The sequence below is a fragment of the Stappia indica genome, from assembly GCF_020177335.1.
Classification (GTDB): domain Bacteria; phylum Pseudomonadota; class Alphaproteobacteria; order Rhizobiales; family Stappiaceae; genus Stappia; species Stappia indica_B.
The window spans coordinates 22,757-39,744 of the sequence record NZ_JAIVMG010000005.1; the positions used below are offsets into that span (position 1 = coordinate 22,757).

General features: G+C 66.6%; 14 protein-coding genes. 6 read left to right on the top strand and 8 right to left on the bottom strand.

Annotated features, from left to right (window positions below):
- The first annotated feature begins 8 nt into the window (after positions 1-8).
- The 3 genes from argE (at position 9) to LC062_RS08545 (ending at position 4,662) form a co-directional block, all read left to right on the top strand.
- Positions 9-1,175 (top strand): acetylornithine deacetylase, encoded by a 1,167-nt coding sequence (argE, locus tag LC062_RS08535; protein WP_224910615.1) that lies wholly within the window; start codon positions 9-11, stop codon positions 1,173-1,175.
- A gap of 55 nt (positions 1,176-1,230) precedes the next feature.
- Positions 1,231-2,199, top strand: a complete 969-nt coding sequence (locus LC062_RS08540; RefSeq protein ID WP_224910616.1) for a M14 family metallopeptidase — start codon at positions 1,231-1,233, stop codon at positions 2,197-2,199.
- Positions 2,200-2,475: 276 nt separating this feature from the next.
- Entirely contained in the window at positions 2,476-4,662 is a 2,187-nt protein-coding gene (locus tag LC062_RS08545; protein WP_224910617.1) for an anthranilate synthase, read from the top strand.
- A 69-nt stretch (positions 4,663-4,731) separates the two neighbouring features.
- Here LC062_RS08545 and LC062_RS08550 read toward each other — a convergent pair whose 3' ends face one another.
- From LC062_RS08550 to LC062_RS08575, 6 genes are read right to left on the bottom strand one after another with little or no spacing between them, the layout of a single operon-like run.
- Positions 4,732-5,193, bottom strand: coding sequence for a RidA family protein (locus tag LC062_RS08550; RefSeq protein WP_224910618.1), 462 nt, complete (start codon positions 5,191-5,193; stop codon positions 4,732-4,734).
- Positions 5,194-5,233: 40 nt separating this feature from the next.
- On the bottom strand, positions 5,234-6,874 hold the full coding sequence (locus LC062_RS08555; RefSeq protein ID WP_224910619.1) for a benzoate-CoA ligase family protein: 1,641 nt from the start codon (positions 6,872-6,874) through the stop codon (positions 5,234-5,236).
- Positions 6,875-6,928: 54 nt separating this feature from the next.
- Positions 6,929-8,125 (bottom strand): acyl-CoA dehydrogenase family protein, encoded by a 1,197-nt coding sequence (locus LC062_RS08560; protein ID WP_224910620.1) that lies wholly within the window; start codon positions 8,123-8,125, stop codon positions 6,929-6,931.
- Positions 8,126-8,136: 11 nt separating this feature from the next.
- Positions 8,137-8,988: an enoyl-CoA hydratase family protein gene (locus LC062_RS08565; protein WP_404829701.1), complete on the bottom strand. Its 852-nt coding sequence runs from the start codon at positions 8,986-8,988 to the stop codon at positions 8,137-8,139.
- 1 nt (position 8,989) lies between these two features.
- A complete protein-coding gene (locus LC062_RS08570) occupies positions 8,990-9,511 on the bottom strand; it encodes a MarR family winged helix-turn-helix transcriptional regulator (protein ID WP_224910827.1) in 522 nt (173 codons plus the stop codon).
- Positions 9,512-9,548: 37 nt separating this feature from the next.
- The gene (locus LC062_RS08575) at positions 9,549-10,319 is read right to left on the bottom strand and encodes an SDR family NAD(P)-dependent oxidoreductase (protein ID WP_224910621.1); all 771 of its coding nucleotides are present in this window, start codon (positions 10,317-10,319) and stop codon (positions 9,549-9,551) included.
- Between the two features lie 176 nt (positions 10,320-10,495).
- Between LC062_RS08575 and LC062_RS08580 the strand changes: the two genes are divergently transcribed.
- Both LC062_RS08580 and LC062_RS08585 read left to right on the top strand, forming a co-directional pair.
- Complete coding sequence (locus tag LC062_RS08580; RefSeq protein WP_224910622.1) at positions 10,496-12,835, top strand: bifunctional salicylyl-CoA 5-hydroxylase/oxidoreductase; 2,340 nt, start codon at positions 10,496-10,498, stop codon at positions 12,833-12,835.
- A gap of 161 nt (positions 12,836-12,996) precedes the next feature.
- A complete protein-coding gene (locus LC062_RS08585; RefSeq protein WP_224910623.1) occupies positions 12,997-15,102 on the top strand; it encodes a S9 family peptidase in 2,106 nt (701 codons plus the stop codon).
- A gap of 157 nt (positions 15,103-15,259) precedes the next feature.
- Here LC062_RS08585 and LC062_RS08590 read toward each other — a convergent pair whose 3' ends face one another.
- Together LC062_RS08590 and LC062_RS08595 are read right to left on the bottom strand one after the other, a co-directional pair.
- The gene (locus LC062_RS08590; protein WP_224910624.1) at positions 15,260-15,469 is read right to left on the bottom strand and encodes a YgaP family membrane protein; all 210 of its coding nucleotides are present in this window, start codon (positions 15,467-15,469) and stop codon (positions 15,260-15,262) included.
- Positions 15,470-15,579: 110 nt separating this feature from the next.
- A complete protein-coding gene (locus tag LC062_RS08595; protein ID WP_224910625.1) occupies positions 15,580-16,263 on the bottom strand; it encodes a Crp/Fnr family transcriptional regulator in 684 nt (227 codons plus the stop codon).
- Positions 16,264-16,392: 129 nt separating this feature from the next.
- On the opposite strand from LC062_RS08595, the gene LC062_RS08600 reads away from it, so the two are divergent.
- Positions 16,393-16,752 carry a hypothetical protein gene (locus tag LC062_RS08600; protein WP_224910626.1) on the top strand — a complete coding sequence of 120 codons (360 nt, stop codon included), beginning with the start codon at positions 16,393-16,395 and terminating at the stop codon, positions 16,750-16,752.
- Positions 16,753-16,988: the final 236 nt, after the last annotated feature.

Sequence of the window (16,988 nt, forward strand, 5' to 3'; positions counted from 1 at the left end):
GGACCCTCATGCTGCAGACCGTGACCCCATCACCGACCGACATCCTCAGGGATCTCGTCAGCTTCGACACCACCAGCCGCAATTCCAACCTGGAGCTGATCGCCTGGGTCGAGGCCTTCCTGGAGGCGCGCGGCATCCGCTCGACGCGGATCTACGACGAGACCAGCGAGAAGGCCAATCTGCTGGCCACCATCGGCCCGGTGGATGTGCCCGGCTATGTGCTCTCGGGCCATACGGATGTGGTGCCTGTCGACGGTCAGGACTGGACCAGCGCGCCCTTTTCGCTGACCGAACGCGATGGCCGGCTCTATGGACGCGGTGCCTGCGACATGAAGGGGTTCCTCGCCTGCTGCCTGTCGAAGGTCGGCGAGATGGCCGCCCGCGATCTCAAGGCGCCGATCCATCTGGCCTTTTCCTATGACGAGGAAGTGGGCTGCAAGGGCGTGCCGAGCCTGATTGCCAAGCTGGTGGAAACGGTCGCCAAGCCCCGCGCCTGCTTTGTCGGCGAGCCAACGGAAATGCAGGTGGTGATCGGGCACAAGGCCAAGCGCTCCTACCGGGCCATCGTCACCGGCTATCCCTGCCACTCCTCGCTGGCACCGCACGGGGTGAACGCCATCGACTATGCCGCCCGGCTGTTGCTCCGAGTGCGGGAGATGGGGATCGCGCTGGCCGAAGGGCCGAGCGACGCGCTCTACGACATTCCCGTCACCACCGCCCATACCGGCACCATCGCCGGCGGCACGGCGCTCAACATCGTGCCCGAGCATTGCACCTTCGCCTTCGAATTTCGCGTGCTGCCGGATCAGGATGCGGATGCGCTGGTCGCCGAGGTGATGCGCTACGCCCGCGAGGAGTTGGAGCCGGAAATGACCGCCCGGGCCGCAGGCACCGGCATTGCATTCGAGGAGATTTCCTCCTTCCCCGGGCTCGCCACCGATCCGGAGGCCGAGATCACCCGGCTGACCAAGCGGCTTGCCGGCCGCAATGGCCACAGCAAGGTCGCCTATGGCACCGAGGCCGGGCGGTTCGTCGAGATCGGCGCCATCCCCACCATCGTCATCGGCCCCGGCTCCATTGAGCAGGCGCACAAGGCCGACGAGTTCATCGCCATCTCCGAGCTGGAGAACTGCACCGCGTTTCTCGACCGGCTGATCGAGGAAGCCTGCCGCTGACCCATCCGACGTTTTTTTGACAACAAACATTTCCACTTCCAAGGAGCCCGCCCGCATGGACGCCACGAGCACGCCCCCGTTCTCCATCGACCTGCCGAAGGTCGACATCACCCCCTACCGGGCGGGAAACATCGGCCTTGAGGGAATTACCACCCTCGACAGCGGCCGGCCGGGGCCGCATGTGGCGATCTCCGCCATCGTGCATGGCAATGAACTCTGCGGCCCCATCGCCCTCGACTGGCTGTTCCGTCAGGACGTGAAACCGCTCAAGGGGCGGCTGTCGCTGGTGTTCGTCAATCTCGATGCCTATGACCGGTTCGACCCGGCCGACCCGTTCGCCTCCCGCTGGGCCGATGAGGACATGAACCGGCTGTGGCAGCCGGAAACCCTTTCCGGCGGCGATACCGCGGAGCGTCGCCGCGCCGCCGTCTTGCGCCCGTTCTTCGACACGGTGGACCTGCTGCTCGACCTGCATTCGATGCAGAACGCCACCGCGCCGCTGATCCTGTCCGGCGCCCACCGCAAGGGCCGCGATCTGGCCCGGTCCTTGCGCGCGCCGCAGCTGGTTGTCAGCGACGAGGGACACGCGGCGGGCAAGCGCCTGCGCGATTATGCCGCCTTCGGCGATCCGCAGAGCCCGCGCAACGCCCTGCTCGTGGAATGCGGCCAGCATTGGGAAAAATCGAGCGCCGAGGTCGCCATTGACGCGAGCATCCGCTTCCTGCGCGCCTGCGGCACGGTGGAGACCGACTTCGGCGCCGAGGTGCTTGCCACCCGCCCGCTGCCGGAGCCGCAAAGCTTCATCGAGATCGTCACGGCGGTGACGGTGGAGAGCGACAAATTCCACTTTGCCGCCGAGTATCAGGGGCAGGAAGTCATCGAGAAGGCCGGCACCGTGATCGGCCATGACGGCGACCGGCCGGTCACCACGCCGGAGGACCGGATGGTGCTGATCATGCCGTCCCGCCGACTGACAAAGGGCATGACGGCGGTGCGTCTTGGCCGGTTCGTCGAGGACGACTGACCTCGGCCCGCAAAAACGGCCGGGAGAAAACTCCCCGGCCTGCTGGCAATCGGCCGTTGCGCGCGGCGGCCGATTGCGCTACTGACGATGCCATGAACACGATGATGACCCTGTCCAGCGGTTGGTGGTGGCGCCTCTCATAAAGGCGGCAATCGACAGCCCGTGACCTGATGTCACTCAAGCAGTTTCGAACAGACCGCCGCGGACCCCGCCGGCGGCTTTTTTGTATCCAGCAGCCTGCGGAGACCTCCAGCGGCAGCGGTACAGGAGAATGAAATGCAAGCGGGACACGCACAGACCTTCCAGACAGAGGGCGGCATCACCGTCTCCGTCGCCTCGCGGCCAGCCGACTACGCGGAAGGCATTTCCCGCTGGGTCGACCGGCTCGACAGCGAACGCGGCGTGGTCCTCTCCTCCTCCTATGAGTATCCCGGCCGCTACACCCGCTGGGACATGGCGCTGGCCAATCCGCCGCTGGTGCTGGAGGCGCAGGGACGCCGGGCCAATCTGCGGGCGCTGAACGCCCGGGGCGCGGTGCTGGTGCCGGCCATCGAGCAGGCGTTGCAAGGCCACCCGGACATCGCCCGCCTCGACCGCGATGGCGACACGCTCCTCATCAAGATCGCCGTGCCGAGCCGGGCCTTTGCCGAGGAAGAGCGCTCGCGCCAGCCCTCCGTGTTCTCGGTAATGCGGGCGATTTCCGCGCTGTTTGCCTGCGACGACCCGCATCTGGGTCTTTACGGCGCCTTCGGCTATGACCTTGCCTTCCAGTTCGAGCCGATCGACCTCGTCATCGAGCGCCCGGACGACCAGCGCGACGTGGTGCTCTACCTGCCGGACGAAATCCTGCTGGTCGACCACTATGGCCGCAAGGCGCATGTGCTGGAGTATGACTTTTCCTTCGGCGACCGTTCCACCGAGGGGCTCGCCCGCGATGGCGAGGCGGTGCCCTACCATCCGGCGAGCGAGGATCCGGGGCGCGGCGACCATGCCCCCGGCGAATACGCCGAGCTGGTGCGCGCCGCGAAGGAGTATTTCCGGCGCGGCGATCTGTTCGAGACCGTTCCCGGCCAGACCTTCTATGAGCGCTGCCCGGCGCCCCCCTCGGCGGTCAGCCGCAAACTGCAGGACATCAACCCCTCGCCCTTCGGCTTCTTCATCAATCTGGGCAATGCCGAATACCTCGTTGGCGCCAGCCCGGAAATGTATGTGCGGGTGACCGGCGGCCGGCGGGTGGAAACCTGCCCGATCTCCGGAACCATCCGGCGGGGCCGCAACGCCATCGAGGACGAGGCGCAGATCCGCAAGCTGCTGAATTCCGCCAAGGACGAGGCGGAGCTGACCATGTGTTCCGATGTGGACCGCAACGACAAGAGCCGCATCTGCGTGCCTGGATCGGTGCGGGTGATCGGCCGGCGGCAGATCGAGCTCTACTCCCGGCTGATCCACACGGTCGACCATATCGAGGGCACCTTGCGCGACGACCTCGACGCGCTCGACGCCTTCCTGTCGCACACCTGGGCGGTCACCGTCACCGGCGCACCGAAACGCTGGGCGATGGAGTTCATCGAAAAGCACGAACGCACCCCGCGCGCCTGGTATGGCGGGGCGATCGGCGCGATCCTGTTCAACGGCGAGATGAACACCGGCCTCACCTTGCGCACCGTGCGGATCAAGGATGGCGTGGCGCAGATCCGCGCCGGCGCGACGCTGCTCTACGACAGTGTGCCGGAAGACGAGGAAGCGGAGACCGAGCTGAAGGCCGAGGCCATGCGCACCGCCGTGCGCGAGGCGGGCCAGACCGGCCCCGCCGGCGGCAACACCGAGCGGGACCTGCCCGGTGCGGGCCTGCGCATCCTGCTGGTCGATCACGAGGACAGTTTCGTCCACACCCTTGCCAACTACTTCCGCCAGACCGGGGCGGAGGTCGCCACCTACCGCTCGCCGGTCAGTGACGCGGTGTTCCACGATGTCGATCCGGATCTGGTGGTGCTGTCGCCCGGACCGGGCAGCCCGAGCGATTTCGACTGCGCCTCCACCATCGGCCGGGCGCGGGCGCGCGGCCTGCCGATCTTCGGCGTCTGCCTCGGCCTGCAAGCGCTGACCGAGGCACTCGGCGGCTCGCTGGCCCAGCTTGAGGTGCCGATGCACGGCAAGCCTTCACCGGTGACCTTCACCGGGGATTCGCTGCTGTTTGCCGGACTTTCCTCACCGGTCACCGTCGGGCGCTACCATTCGCTGCATGCCCGGCGCGACACTCTGCCGGAGGGGCTGCGGATCACCTCCGAAAGCGCCGATGGGGTGATCATGGCAATCGAGCACGAACGCGAGCCGATCGCCGCCGTGCAGTTCCACCCGGAATCGATCATGTCGCTCGATCAGGAAGCCGGGCACCGGATCATCCGCAACGTGGTCACCAGGCTCGCCCGCGCGCGCCAGCCCCAGGTGGCCGCCAGCGCCTGACGCAAAACGAAAACCACCGGCGCGAAGGCCTTTCGCGCCGGCGGTTGCAATGGTCGTTGGCCGAGACAATCAGGCCGGCAGGATCGCCGTGCCCTCGATTTCCACCATCGCCTCGGGCTCCACCAGCGACAGGACCTGCACCACGGCCATCGCCGGGAAGTTCCGCCCCATCACCGAGCGATAGGCCGGGCCGAGATCCTTGAGGCAGGCGCGATAGGCCTCCATGTCGGTGACATACCAGGTCAGCCGGGCAATATGCTCCGGTCCGCCGCCGCCCGCGCGCACCACCGCCACGACGTTTTCCAGCGTCTGGCGGATCTGCTCGACGAAATCGGCGGAGAACTTGCCTTCGGTGTTCCAGCCGATCTGGCCGCCGGTGAGGACGAACCGCCCTTCCCCGGCCATGCCATTGGCATAGCCCTTCGGGGTCGGCCAGCCGTCGGGCTGGACCGGAGAGACTCCCGTTCCGGCAGGGTTGGTGTCGGGAACGGCGGTGGCGGCTTTGGCGCCGGCATTCAGGGTGGTGGTCAAGACGCGATCTCCGCTGTCGATCAGGAACAAAGGTTACGGGTCAGGACGCGGCACGGGCCGTGTCCTCATGGGAGGCGATCTCGCGCAGGGCGAAGCGTTGCAGCTTGCCGGTCTCGGTGCGCGGCAGCTTGTCGACGAACTCCACGGCGCGCGGATATTTGTAAGGGGCCAGCTCGGCCTTGATGTAGTCCTGCAGCTCCTTGACGAGCGCAGCATCGCCGGTGACCCCGGGCTTCAAGACCACATAGGCCTTGACGATGCGGCCGCGCTCCGGATCCGGAGCACCGACCACGCCGCATTCGGCCACCGCCGGATGGGCCAGCATGGTGCCTTCCACTTCCGGTCCGGCGATGTTGTAGCCGGCGGAAATGATCATGTCGTCGGAGCGGGCCTGATACCAGAAATAGCCGTCGGCATCGCGAATGTAGGTGTCGCCGGTGACGTTCCAGCCATCGACCACGTAATTCGCCTGCCGGTCGTCGGCCAGATAGCGACAGCCGGTGGGACCGCGCACGGCCAGCCGGCCCGGGGTTCCGTCCGGCACCTCCGCGCCATCGGGGCCGATCACCTTGGCCTCGTAGCCCGGCACCGGCTTGCCGGTGGCTCCGGGGCGCAGCTCGTCCTCGCGGGCGGCGATGAAGATGTGCAACAGCTCGGTGGCGCCGATGCCGTCCATGATCCTGATCCCGGTCGCCGCGAACCAGTCGTCCCAGATCGCCTTGGGCAGCGCCTCGCCGGCGGACACGCATTTGCGCAAGGACGAGAGGTCGGCGTCCCCTTTCCGGGCCAGGATCGCCCGATAGGCGGTCGGCGCGGTGAACAGAACCGTCGGGCGCATCTGCGGAATCGCCGCAAGCAACTCGTCCGGCCCGGCGCGCTCCAGGAGGATCGCCGTCGCCCCGACGCGGAAGGGAAACAGCACCAGCCCGCCCAGACCGAAGGTGAAGGCGAGCGGCGGCGAGCCGATGAACACATCATCCTCGCGCGGGCAGAGCACCTTTGCCGAATAGCAGTCGCAGATGGTCAGCATGTCCCGGTGGAAATGCATGGTCGCCTTCGGCTCGCCGGTGGTGCCGGAGGTAAAGCCGAGCAGGCAGACATCGTCTGCCGCCGTGTCACAGGGCGCGAATTCGGCCGAAGCCGCCGCCATGCGGGTTTCCAGCGCCTCCGCAGTGCCGCCACCGGCGTAGACAATCGTCTTCAGCCGGTCGGTGCGCCCGCGGGTCAGTTCCATTTCCTCCGCCAGCCGGTGATCGCAGATCGCCAGCGACAGCTCCGCCTTGTCGGTGATGGCCGCCAGTTCCTTGGCGCGCAGCAGCGGCATGGTGGCGACCACCACCCCGCCCGCCTTCAGGACGGCGAAATAGACCGCCGTCATCATCGGCGTGTTGGGGAACCGCAACAGCACCCGGTTGCCCGGCACCAGACCGAAATCGGTGACCAGAACATTGGCGATGCGATTGACCTTCTCCGCCAGCTCCGCATAGGTCCAGCGCTCGTCGGGAGAGACCAGCGCCAGCTTGTCGCCGCGCCCCTCGGCCACGTTGCGGTCGATGAGCTCGCTGGCGCAATTGAGCCGCTCCGGATAGCCGAGACGGTCGAGATTGATAAGGTCCGGCCACTGCGCGCGCGGCGGCAGGTTGTCGGCGGTGAAGGTATCGAGATGGGCTGACTTGGCCATAAGCCTCTCCTCTGGACGGTCTTCCCGCCGGTTTTCCGGCGGTATTGTTTGTCGTTATTCGGCTGCCGCCGCCTGTGCGCGGGCGGCATGGTCGGCAATCGCCTGGCGGGCAATCACGATCTTCTGGATTTCCGTGGCGCCCTCGTAGATCCGCAGGGCCCGGACATCGCGGTACAGCTCCTCCATCTTGCAGCCGACGCGCACGCCGTTGCCGCCATGCAGCTGCACCGCGCGGTCGACCACCTTCTGGGCGTTTTCCGTGGCCACCATCTTGGCCAGCGCCGCCTCGCGGGTGATGCGCGGCGCGCCCTGGTCCTTGGTCCAGGCGGCCCTGTAGACCAGCAGCGCCGCCGCATCCACATCGGCGATCATGTCGGCGAGGGTGCCTTGCGTCATTTGCAGGTCGGAGAGCGGCGCGCCGAAAAGCTGGCGCGTGGTGGTATGCGTCAGCGTGTCATCGAGCGCGCGGCGGGCAAAGCCCAGCGCCGCAGCCCCGACGGTGGAGCGGAAGATGTCGAGCGTCGCCATCGCCACCTTGAAGCCCTCGCCCGGCTTGCCGAGGCGCTGGCTGACCGGCACCCGCACGGTGTCGAAATCGAGGGTCGCCAGCGGATGCGGCGCCACGGTGTCGATCCGCTCGCGCACGGAAAAGCCCGGCGCGTCGGCATCGACGACGAAAGCGGACAGCCCGCGCGCGCCCGGCGCCTCGCCGGTGCGGGCGAACACCACATAGTGATCGGCGATGCCACCGTTGGAAATCCACGTCTTGTCGCCGCTGATGCGCACATGATCCGGCCCGTCCGGCTCGGCGGTGGCGGCAAGCGCTGCGACGTCCGATCCGGCGGCCGGCTCCGACAGGGCGAAGGCGGCGATCTTCTCACCGCGCCCGACCGGCGGCAGATAGCGGGCGCGCAGCTCCTCGGACCCGTAAAGGGAAATCGAGCCGGTGCCGAGCCCCTGCATGGCGAAGGCGAAATCGGCAAGGCCATTGTGGCGTGCCAGCGTCTCACGGGCGATGCACAGGGTGCGCACGTCCAGCCGCTCATGCAGCCCGCCCTCGGCCGCCGGGATGGCGGCACGCAGGAAGCCGGCCTCGCCGAGCGCGACCACCAGCCGGCGGCAACTGCCGTCGACATCATGGTGATCGACCAGCCCGGGCACCGTCTTGGCCGCCCAGGCATCGAGCCGGGCGGCAAAGACGCGGTGGCCCTCATCGAAGAAGGGCCAGTCGAGGAAGCTCATGTCGGTCATCGCAAAGCTCCTCAATTGCCTTCGAACACGGGCTTCTGCTTGGCGGCGAAGGCGTTGAAGGCCCGGGTGTAGTCCTCGGTCTTCATGCACACCGCCTGGGCCATGGCTTCCGCCTCGATCGCCTGATCGACGGACATGTCCCATTCCATGTGCAGCATCCGCTTGGTCATCGAATTGGCGAACGTCGGTCCGGCGGACAGGCTGTCGGCCAGCTTGCGCGCCTCGGCAAGAACGCTATCGGCCTCGGCGAGCCGGTTGAAGAAGCCCCAGCGCTCGGCCTCCTCGCCGCTCATCACCCGGCCGGTGTAGAGCAGCTCGCTGGCCCGGCCCTGACCGATAATGCGCGGAAGAATGGCGCAGGCGCCCATGTCGCAGCCGGCGAGGCCGACCCGGTTGAACAGGAAGGCGACCTTGGCGCCCGCTGTGCCGACGCGCAGATCCGAGGCCATGGCGATGATCGCGCCGGCGCCGACGCAGATGCCGTCGATGGCGGCCACGATCGGCTGCGGGCACGCGCGCATCGCCTTAACCAGTTCACCGGTCATGGTGGTGAACTGCAACAGGCCCGGCATGTCACGCGACAGGAGCGGTTCGATGATCTCGAACACATCGCCGCCGGAGCAGAAGTTGCCGCCGGCGCCGGTGATCACGATGGTCTTCACTTCCGTGTCGAACTGCAGGGCGCGGAACAGGTCGCGCAGCTCCGCGTAGGACTGGAAGGTCAGCGGGTTCTTGCGGTCCGGGCGGTTGAGGGTGATGGTCGCCGTCTTGCCGTCGACCTCCAGCAGGAAGTGCCGGGGCGTATAGTCCCGAACCGGCAGCGTGATCGCGTAGGTTTCCAGCGGAGCCATCTGCGGAGCCATGTCAGCCATGGGCGTCATCCTTGTCTGTAGAGGTCGGTAAGACCCGGGCCTGGGCAGCGCGGGCGGAGGTTTTTGCCTTGCCAAGAAGGCGCATCAGGGTGTCGATGTCGGCCTCGTCGAGACCGTCGAACATCTCGCCGATCCAATCGCCGTGATCGTGGGCCATCTCCTCGAACGCCTTCCGGCCCTTGTCCGTGAGATTGACCAGTGCCGACCGCCGGTCGCCAGGGGCGGGACGCCGGTCGACCAGCCCGTCCTGCACCAGACGCTCGACAAGGCCGGTGACATTGCCGGCCGACACCATCATGCGGCGCGACAGATCGCCGAGGGTCATGCCCTCGGGCGCCTTTTCAAGCTGGGCCATCAGATCGAAGCGCGGCAGGGTCACATCGAAGCGCGCCCGCAGCCGCGAGCGGATCTGGCTCTCGATCAGCGTGGTGCAGGTGAGAAGGCGCAGCCACAGCCGCAACTCGGCACGGTGATCCTCCCCGCCCTGCATCCGGGTTTCCGCATCGACTGTCATCGGGCCGGTATCCGGCATTGTCTCACCCATCACGACCTCACATCACTTCGCCGCCGGCCACGGCGATCGACTGCCCGGTGACCGCACCGGCACCGTCGCCGGCAAGCCAGGCCACGCAATCGGCCACCTCGGCCGGATCGATCAACCGCTTCTGCGGATTGTCGCGCACCATCTCCGCGATGATTTCGGCCTCGTCGCGACCGGTCTTTTCCCGAATCCGGGCAATGCTCTCGCGCACCAGATCGGTATCGGCGAAGCCGGGGCAGACCGCATTGACGGTGATGCCGGTTTCCGCCGTCTCCAGTGCCAGCGACCGGGTCAGGCCGACGACCGCATGCTTGGCGGTCACATAGGCCGAGACATAGCGATAGCCCTTCAGACCGGCGGTGGAGGCGATGTTGATGATCCGTCCGCCCTTCGCCGCGATCATGCCGGGCAACACCGCGTGACAGGCGGTGATGACGCTTTCCAGATTGATCGACAGCATTCGCGCAAATTGCTCGGGCGGCGTCTTCAGGAACGGTGCGCTTTCCGCCGCACCGGCGTTGTTGACCAGAACGGCGACACCGCCATGGCGCTCCTCGGCCTCGCGAATCGCGGCGATCAGCCCTGCCCGGTCGGTAACATCGGCGGCGGCGAAACCGGCGGCGCCGATCTCCCGCGCCATGGTCTCCGCCCGCACCGCATTGCGGCCCAGAATGGTCACCACGCCGCCTTCGGCCACCATCTTTCGGGCAATCGCCACGCCAATGCCGCGCGTGCCCCCGGTCACCAGAACATGCCGGCCGTCGAACGGACCCTTCGTCACGTCGCACCTCCTCTTCGAGCCGGCCCGTTTCGCCGGATTTCCGCCAATCCGGGCCCTTGCCAAATCGGCATTGCATCCTCAATTATTTTAAGCTTAAAATATCTCTCGAATGGACGCAAGCCGTCGTTGCCCGAAACCGGGGAGGCGGAACGGCAACTGGGAGAAGGGACAGGTCAATGCGTATTGAAGTGATCGGAGGCGGACCCGCAGGTCTTTATTTCGCGATTCTGATGAAGAAGGCGCGGCCGGAGGCCAGCATCACGGTCCATGAACGCAACCGTCCGGATGATACGTTCGGCTTCGGCGTCGTCTTTTCCGACCAGACGCTTGAGACTTTCGAGCAGTATGATGCGGAAAGCTATCGGGCGATCACCGAGAACTTCGCCTATTGGGACGACATTGCGATCCACTACAAGGATGCCTCGTTCCGCATCGGCGGCAACGGCTTCTGCGGCTGTTCCCGTCGCACCCTGTTGCTGCTGTTGCAGGAGCGGGCCCGGGAGCTGGGCGTGGAGATGCGGTTCGAGACCGACATCACCGACCTCTCCCAGTTCGCGGGCGCCGACCTGATCGTCGCCGCCGACGGCATCAACTCGGCGGTGCGCGAAGCCCATCGCGATCATTTCCAGCCGAGCGTCGACCTGCGCCCCAACAAGTTCACCTGGATGGGCTCGACCAAGCCGCTCGACGCCTTCACCTTCTATTTCAAGGAAACGCCGGCGGGCATCTTCATCGCCCATACCTACCAGTATGAGCCGGGCCGCTCGACCTGGGTGCTGGAGACCGATCCGGAGACCTTCGAGCGCTCCGGCCTCGGCGACATGAGCGAGCAGGAGGCCGCCACCTATCTGGAGGGCGTCTTCGCCGAGGAACTGGACGGCCATCCGCTCCTGATCAACCGCTCCATGTGGCGCAATTTCCCGATGATCCGCAACGCCCGCAGCACCATGGGCAACGTGGTTCTCCTGGGCGATGCCAAGTCGACCGCCCATTTCTCCATCGGCTCGGGCACCAAGCTGGCGATGGAAGACGCCATCGCCCTTTACGAAAGCGTGATGCGCACGGACGGCATCAGCGCCGCGCTGGCCGATTTCGAGGTCAGCCGCCGCGAGGACGTGGAAAAGACCCAGCACGCGGCGGATGTGTCGCTGGTGTGGTTCGAGCACGTCAAGCGCTACTGGCACATGGACCCGGTGACCTTCGCCTTCGGCGTGATGACCCGGTCCAAGGCCATTACCTATGACAATCTGGAGCTGCGCGCACCGGAGTTCGTCGCCGAGGCCACCCGTACCTTCGCCCGCAAGCTGCGCGACAGCGGTTTCGACATCGACACCGAAAACCCGACCGTGCCGGCCTTCCAGCCCTTCGCCCTGCGCGACATGACGCTGGCCAATCGCTTCGTCGTCTCGCCGATGTGCATGTATTCAGCCGTGGAGGGCGTGCCGCAGGACTTCCATTTCGTCCACTACGGCTCGCGCGCCATGGGCGGCGCCGGACTGGTCTTCACCGAAATGACCTGCGTCTCGCCGAGCGCGCGCATCACCCCCGGCTGCACCGGCCTGTGGAACGACGACCAGCAGGCCGCCTGGACCCGCCTCACCGACTTCGTGCACGGTCAGACCGATGCGAAGATCTGCCTGCAGCTCGGCCATGCCGGGCGCAAGGGCGCCTCGAAGCTGATGTGGGAGGGCATGGACCGGCCGCTGCCGGAGGCCGAGGCCTGGCCGATCCTGGCCGCCTCCGCCCTGCCCTATTACCCGGAAAGCCAGGTGCCGAAGGCGATGGACCGGGCCGACATGGATGCGGTCAAGGCGGATTTCGTCGCCAGCGTCGAGCGTGCCATCGCCTGCGGCTTCGACATGATCGAGCTGCATTGCGCCCATGGCTACCTGCTGGCCAGCTTCCTGTCGCCGGTCACCAACATCCGCGAGGATGAATACGGCGGCGCGCTGGAAAACCGGCTGCGCTTCCCGCTGGAGGTGTTCAAGGCCATGCGTGCCGTCTGGCCGGCCGACAAGCCCATGTCGGTGCGCCTGTCGGCAACCGACTGGATCGAGGGCGGCCTGACCGGCGAGGACAGCGTCGCCATCGCCAAGGCGTTCTCCGAGGCCGGCGCGGATCTGATCGACGTCTCCACCGGCCAGACCAGCCCGGAAAGCTCGCCGGTCTATGGCCGCATGTTCCAGACCTCCTTCGCCGACCAGATCCGCAACGAGGCCGAAATCGCCACCATGGCGGTCGGGGCGATCACCACGGCCGATCAGGCCAACACGATCCTGACCGCGGGTCGCGCCGACCTCATCGCCCTTGGCCGGCCGCATCTGGCCGACCCGGCCTTCACCCTGCGCGCCGCCGGCGAATACGGGGTGGATGATGTCTTCGCGCCGAAGCAGTACCAGCCGGGCAAGTTCCAGCTCCTGCGCAATGGCGAGCGGGCCCGCGAGGAGCTGCGCGAGTTGAAACTCAAGGCCAAGCCGAAGACCCACAATCCGGCCTTCCGCGAAGCGGCCGAGTAAGCCCGCAACACACCAACCGCCCCCGATCCTTCCCGACGTTGCGAAGGATCGGGGGCGGCCTTGCCGGGCCAGCATCCGGTTCGGGGACGAGGTGTTCGGGCTTCACGTGTTCGAGTGGCGGCCTCTTGCCATCGCCCGGCAAAGCGCCTACCTCCGAAATCATGCTGAACAAGACCCCTCCCCCCGCCGCCCCTTCCGAAACCCCGCGTGCCGAGAAGCGTCCCGTCACCCACGAGATCCACGGGATCGCGCGGACGGATGACTATGCCTGGCTGCGTGCCGACAACTGGCAGGAGGTAATGCGCCAGCCGGAAACGCTGGACGCCGGCATCCGCGCCTATCTGGAAGCGGAAAACGCGCATCTGGAAGCGGGCATGGCCGACACCGCCGGCCTGCAGGACACCCTGTTCGCCGAGATGAAGGGCCGGATCAAGGAGGATGACAGCTCCGTTCCCGCCCCCGACGGCCCCTATGCCTATGGCATCCGCTATGTGACCGGCGGCCAGCATCCGAAGCTGGTGCGCTGCCTGCGCGAGGGCGGCGCGGAAACCCTCATGATCGACGGCGACAAGGAGGCCGAGGGCAAGGCCTATTTCCGTCTCGGCGGAGCGATGCATTCGCCCGATCATTCCCGGCTCGCCTGGGCCTATGACGACAAGGGATCGGAGTATTACACGCTTCTGGTGCGCGATCTGGCCACCGGCGCGGATCTTGCCGACCGCATTCCCGACACCGGCGGCGGCGGTGTCTGGTCCGCCTGCGGCCGCTATCTGTTCTATGTGCGGCTCGATGACAATCACCGGCCCTCGAAGCTGTTCCGCCACGAGGTCGGCACCGATCCGGCCGGCGACGTGCTGGTCTATGAGGAGGCCGATCCGGGCTTCTTCATGGGCGTGGGCCAGACCCAATCGGCCCGCTTCATCCTGATCGACAGCCACGATCACGAAACCTCCGAGGTGCGGGTGATCCCGGCCGACGACCCGACCGCCGAACCGCGCCTGATCGCCCCGCGCGAAACGGCGGTGGAGTATTCGGTGGAGGATGACGGCGAACGCTTCGTCATCCTCACCAACGCCGATGGCGCGGAGGATTTCCGCGTCGTCACCGCGCCGGTGGACGCGCCCGGCCGCGACAATTGGCAGGACCTGGTGCCGCACCGGGAAGGCCGGCTGATCCTCTCCGTCACCGTCTACGCCAAGCACATGGTGCGGCTGGAGCGCGAGGACGGGTTGCCGCGCATCGTCGTGCGCCGGCTCGCCGATGGGCTGGAACACGCCATCGCCTTCGACGAGGAAGCTTATTCCCTCGGCATGTCGGACGGGTACGAGTTCAACACCAACCGCATCCGCTTTTCCTATTCGTCGATGACGACGCCGAGCCAGGTGTTCGACTACGACATGGAGACCCGCGAACGGGTGTTGCGCAAGACGCAGGAAGTGCCCTCCGGCCATGATCCGGCGGACTATGTCACCCGGCGCCTGCAGGTGCCCGCCGAGGATGGCGAGACCGTGCCGGTCACCCTGCTCTACCGCGCCGATACACCGCTCGACGGCAGCGCGCCCTGCCTTCTCTACGGCTACGGCTCCTATGGCATCTCGATCCCGGCGAGCTTCAACACCAACTGCCTGTCGCTGGTCGACCGGGGCTTTGTCTACGCCATCGCCCATATTCGCGGCGGCAAGGACAAGGGCTTTCGCTGGTACGCGGACGGGCGCCGGCAGGCGAAGGCCAACACCTTCACCGATTTCGTCGCCGCCGCCCGCTACCTCGCGGCGGAACGTTTCACCTCGGCGGACCGGATCGTCGCGCAAGGCGGCTCCGCCGGCGGCATGCTGATGGGGGCGGTGGTCAACATGGCGCCGGACGCCTTCGGCGGCATCATCGCCGAGGTTCCGTTCGTCGATGTGCTCAACACCATGCTCGACGACACCCTGCCGCTGACTCCGCCGGAATGGCCGGAGTGGGGCAACCCGATTGCCAGCGAGGCCGACTACCGGACGATCGCCGCCTATTCGCCCTATGACAACATTGCGGAAAGGGACTACCCGCCAATCCTCGCGCTTGGCGGTCTGACCGATCCGCGCGTCACCTATTGGGAGCCGGCGAAATGGGTGGCGCGGCTGCGCGAACGGCGCACCAATGACGCGCCGCTTTACCTGAAGACCAACATGGATGCCGGCCATGGCGGCGCCTCCGGCCGGTTCGACCGGCTGAAGGAGGTGGCGCTGGTCTATGCCTTCGCCCTGAAGGTGACCGGAAAGGCGTGATACCCGGCGCGCACCGATACCAGATACGAATGCGGCGCGAGGGGCTCCCTCGCGCCGCATCCACATCTCAAGGAAAGCCAGAGTCTCCGGAAGCCCCGTCCTGCTCCCTCACCCGGCCTGTTCCCGGGTCAGTCTGTCGGCCAATCCGCCTTGTCCGTCAATCTGCCTTGCAGGTGCGGATGCCGAAAACTGTGTACGCCGGGCACCATTTCAGAAAGGCGGTCAGGAGCGGCATGACGCCGATCCAGCCGACCCATTTCCAGGTGATGTCCGCCGGACCGAACAGCGCGAAGGCGATCAGCGCCACGCCAACGATGATCCGCACAATACGATCAGCCGTGCCCACATTGGTGGTTACCAGTGCCATGTCATGTCTCCCAGCATCAGGCGCGCGGCCTGCCGGATCCTCCGGCGCCGCCCGTTTTGTTTCGATTTCCCGAAATTATCAGATCCATCTGACAGCTGTCGGTGACTAGGTCACAGTTCCTCGGAGGATATCTCGCCCAAGCGGCGCAGTCCCTCCGGGCGCAACACGGCGATGGTGCCCCGTTGCCGCGCGACAATGCCCTCGCGCGCCCAGCGGGCGATCTGGCGCGACACCACTTCCCGCGCCGTTCCCAGCTCTCCGGCCAGCTCGGCCTGGGTGGCGGCGATCTCCTTCCCGTCTTCGGATTTTTCCAGCAGCAGGCGCGCCAGCCGGGCATCGATCCGGTGGAATACCGCGTCCTCCATCCGCTTCAGGATCTCGCCAAGGCGCTGGCCGAAGCCATTGAAGACGAGGCGCCGGAATGCAGGCGATTCGTCGAGAAAACGTGTCACCGAGGGCGCCGGCAGCATGAAGGCGCGGGTCGGCGCCTCGGTTTCGCCGGTGGCGGAATAAAGATCCTCGCCCAAGAGACAGGCGGTGGTCAGGACGCAGGTTTCGCCGCTCGCGACCCTGTAAAGCAGCATTTCCCGCCCGGTATCGGCGGTGAACGTAACCCGCACCGAGCCGGACAGAACCAAAAGCCAGCCCTGACACGCCTCTCCGGGGGCGAAAACCCGCTGCCCGACCGGGAGCTCAATGACCCGCCCGGCCTGCCAGAGCCGGTTCGCCGTGCCCTCGTCCAGTCCGGTGCCCCCCAGGGCTTGCAGGCTCGCGGCATTGGTCGCATTGTTCATCGAAGATACACTCGTGCCGGTGTGACTGTCGTGCCGACGCCAAAAGCGTCGACAGGCCCTGTCAAAGGGCTTACACCGTCGCGGCTCCCCGTGCCACGGTGGAGCCGCCTATCCGCCCAGAGGAGCCTCATGTCCAGACCGCTGACAGCCACCGTTCTCGCCGCCAGCCTCACGCTCGCCGCTTGCAGTCCGACCAGCACCACCACTGGCAGCGTGGTCGGCGATATCCTGTTCGCGCCGACCTATGACGAGGCTTATGTGCCGCAGACCTATGGCACGCGCTATGACTGCCGCGCCATGGCGGCGCAATACGGCGCGGACAACATCTGGCGCGGTCTGGTTGGCGGGCGCAAGCAGGTCGATTTCAAGACCCGCCCCTATTCGCGGGAAGGCTGCTTCCAGACAGAGGCGGAATGCCGTGCATTCGTGAGCTATATTTCCGGCTTCCTGCTGCAGACCTTCACCCGCGAATGCCGCAAGGGCTACTGAGCGCCAGCGCCCCCTATCCGCGGGACCCACAAAAAAGGCGGCCACCGGGGCCGCTTTTTTTTCAGACTGCCGCCAAAGGACAAAGGCAGCTGCCGCGAGGCCAACGGACTGACACCGAAACGCCGTGGCTCTCCGGTCCCGGATCTTCGCTGATGCTTCGTCCGGGAGGACGCGGAGTGTGGGGCGGTGTCCGGTGTCGGGCCGCCGTTGCCCATGAAGTGGCGTCGTCCGGAGCA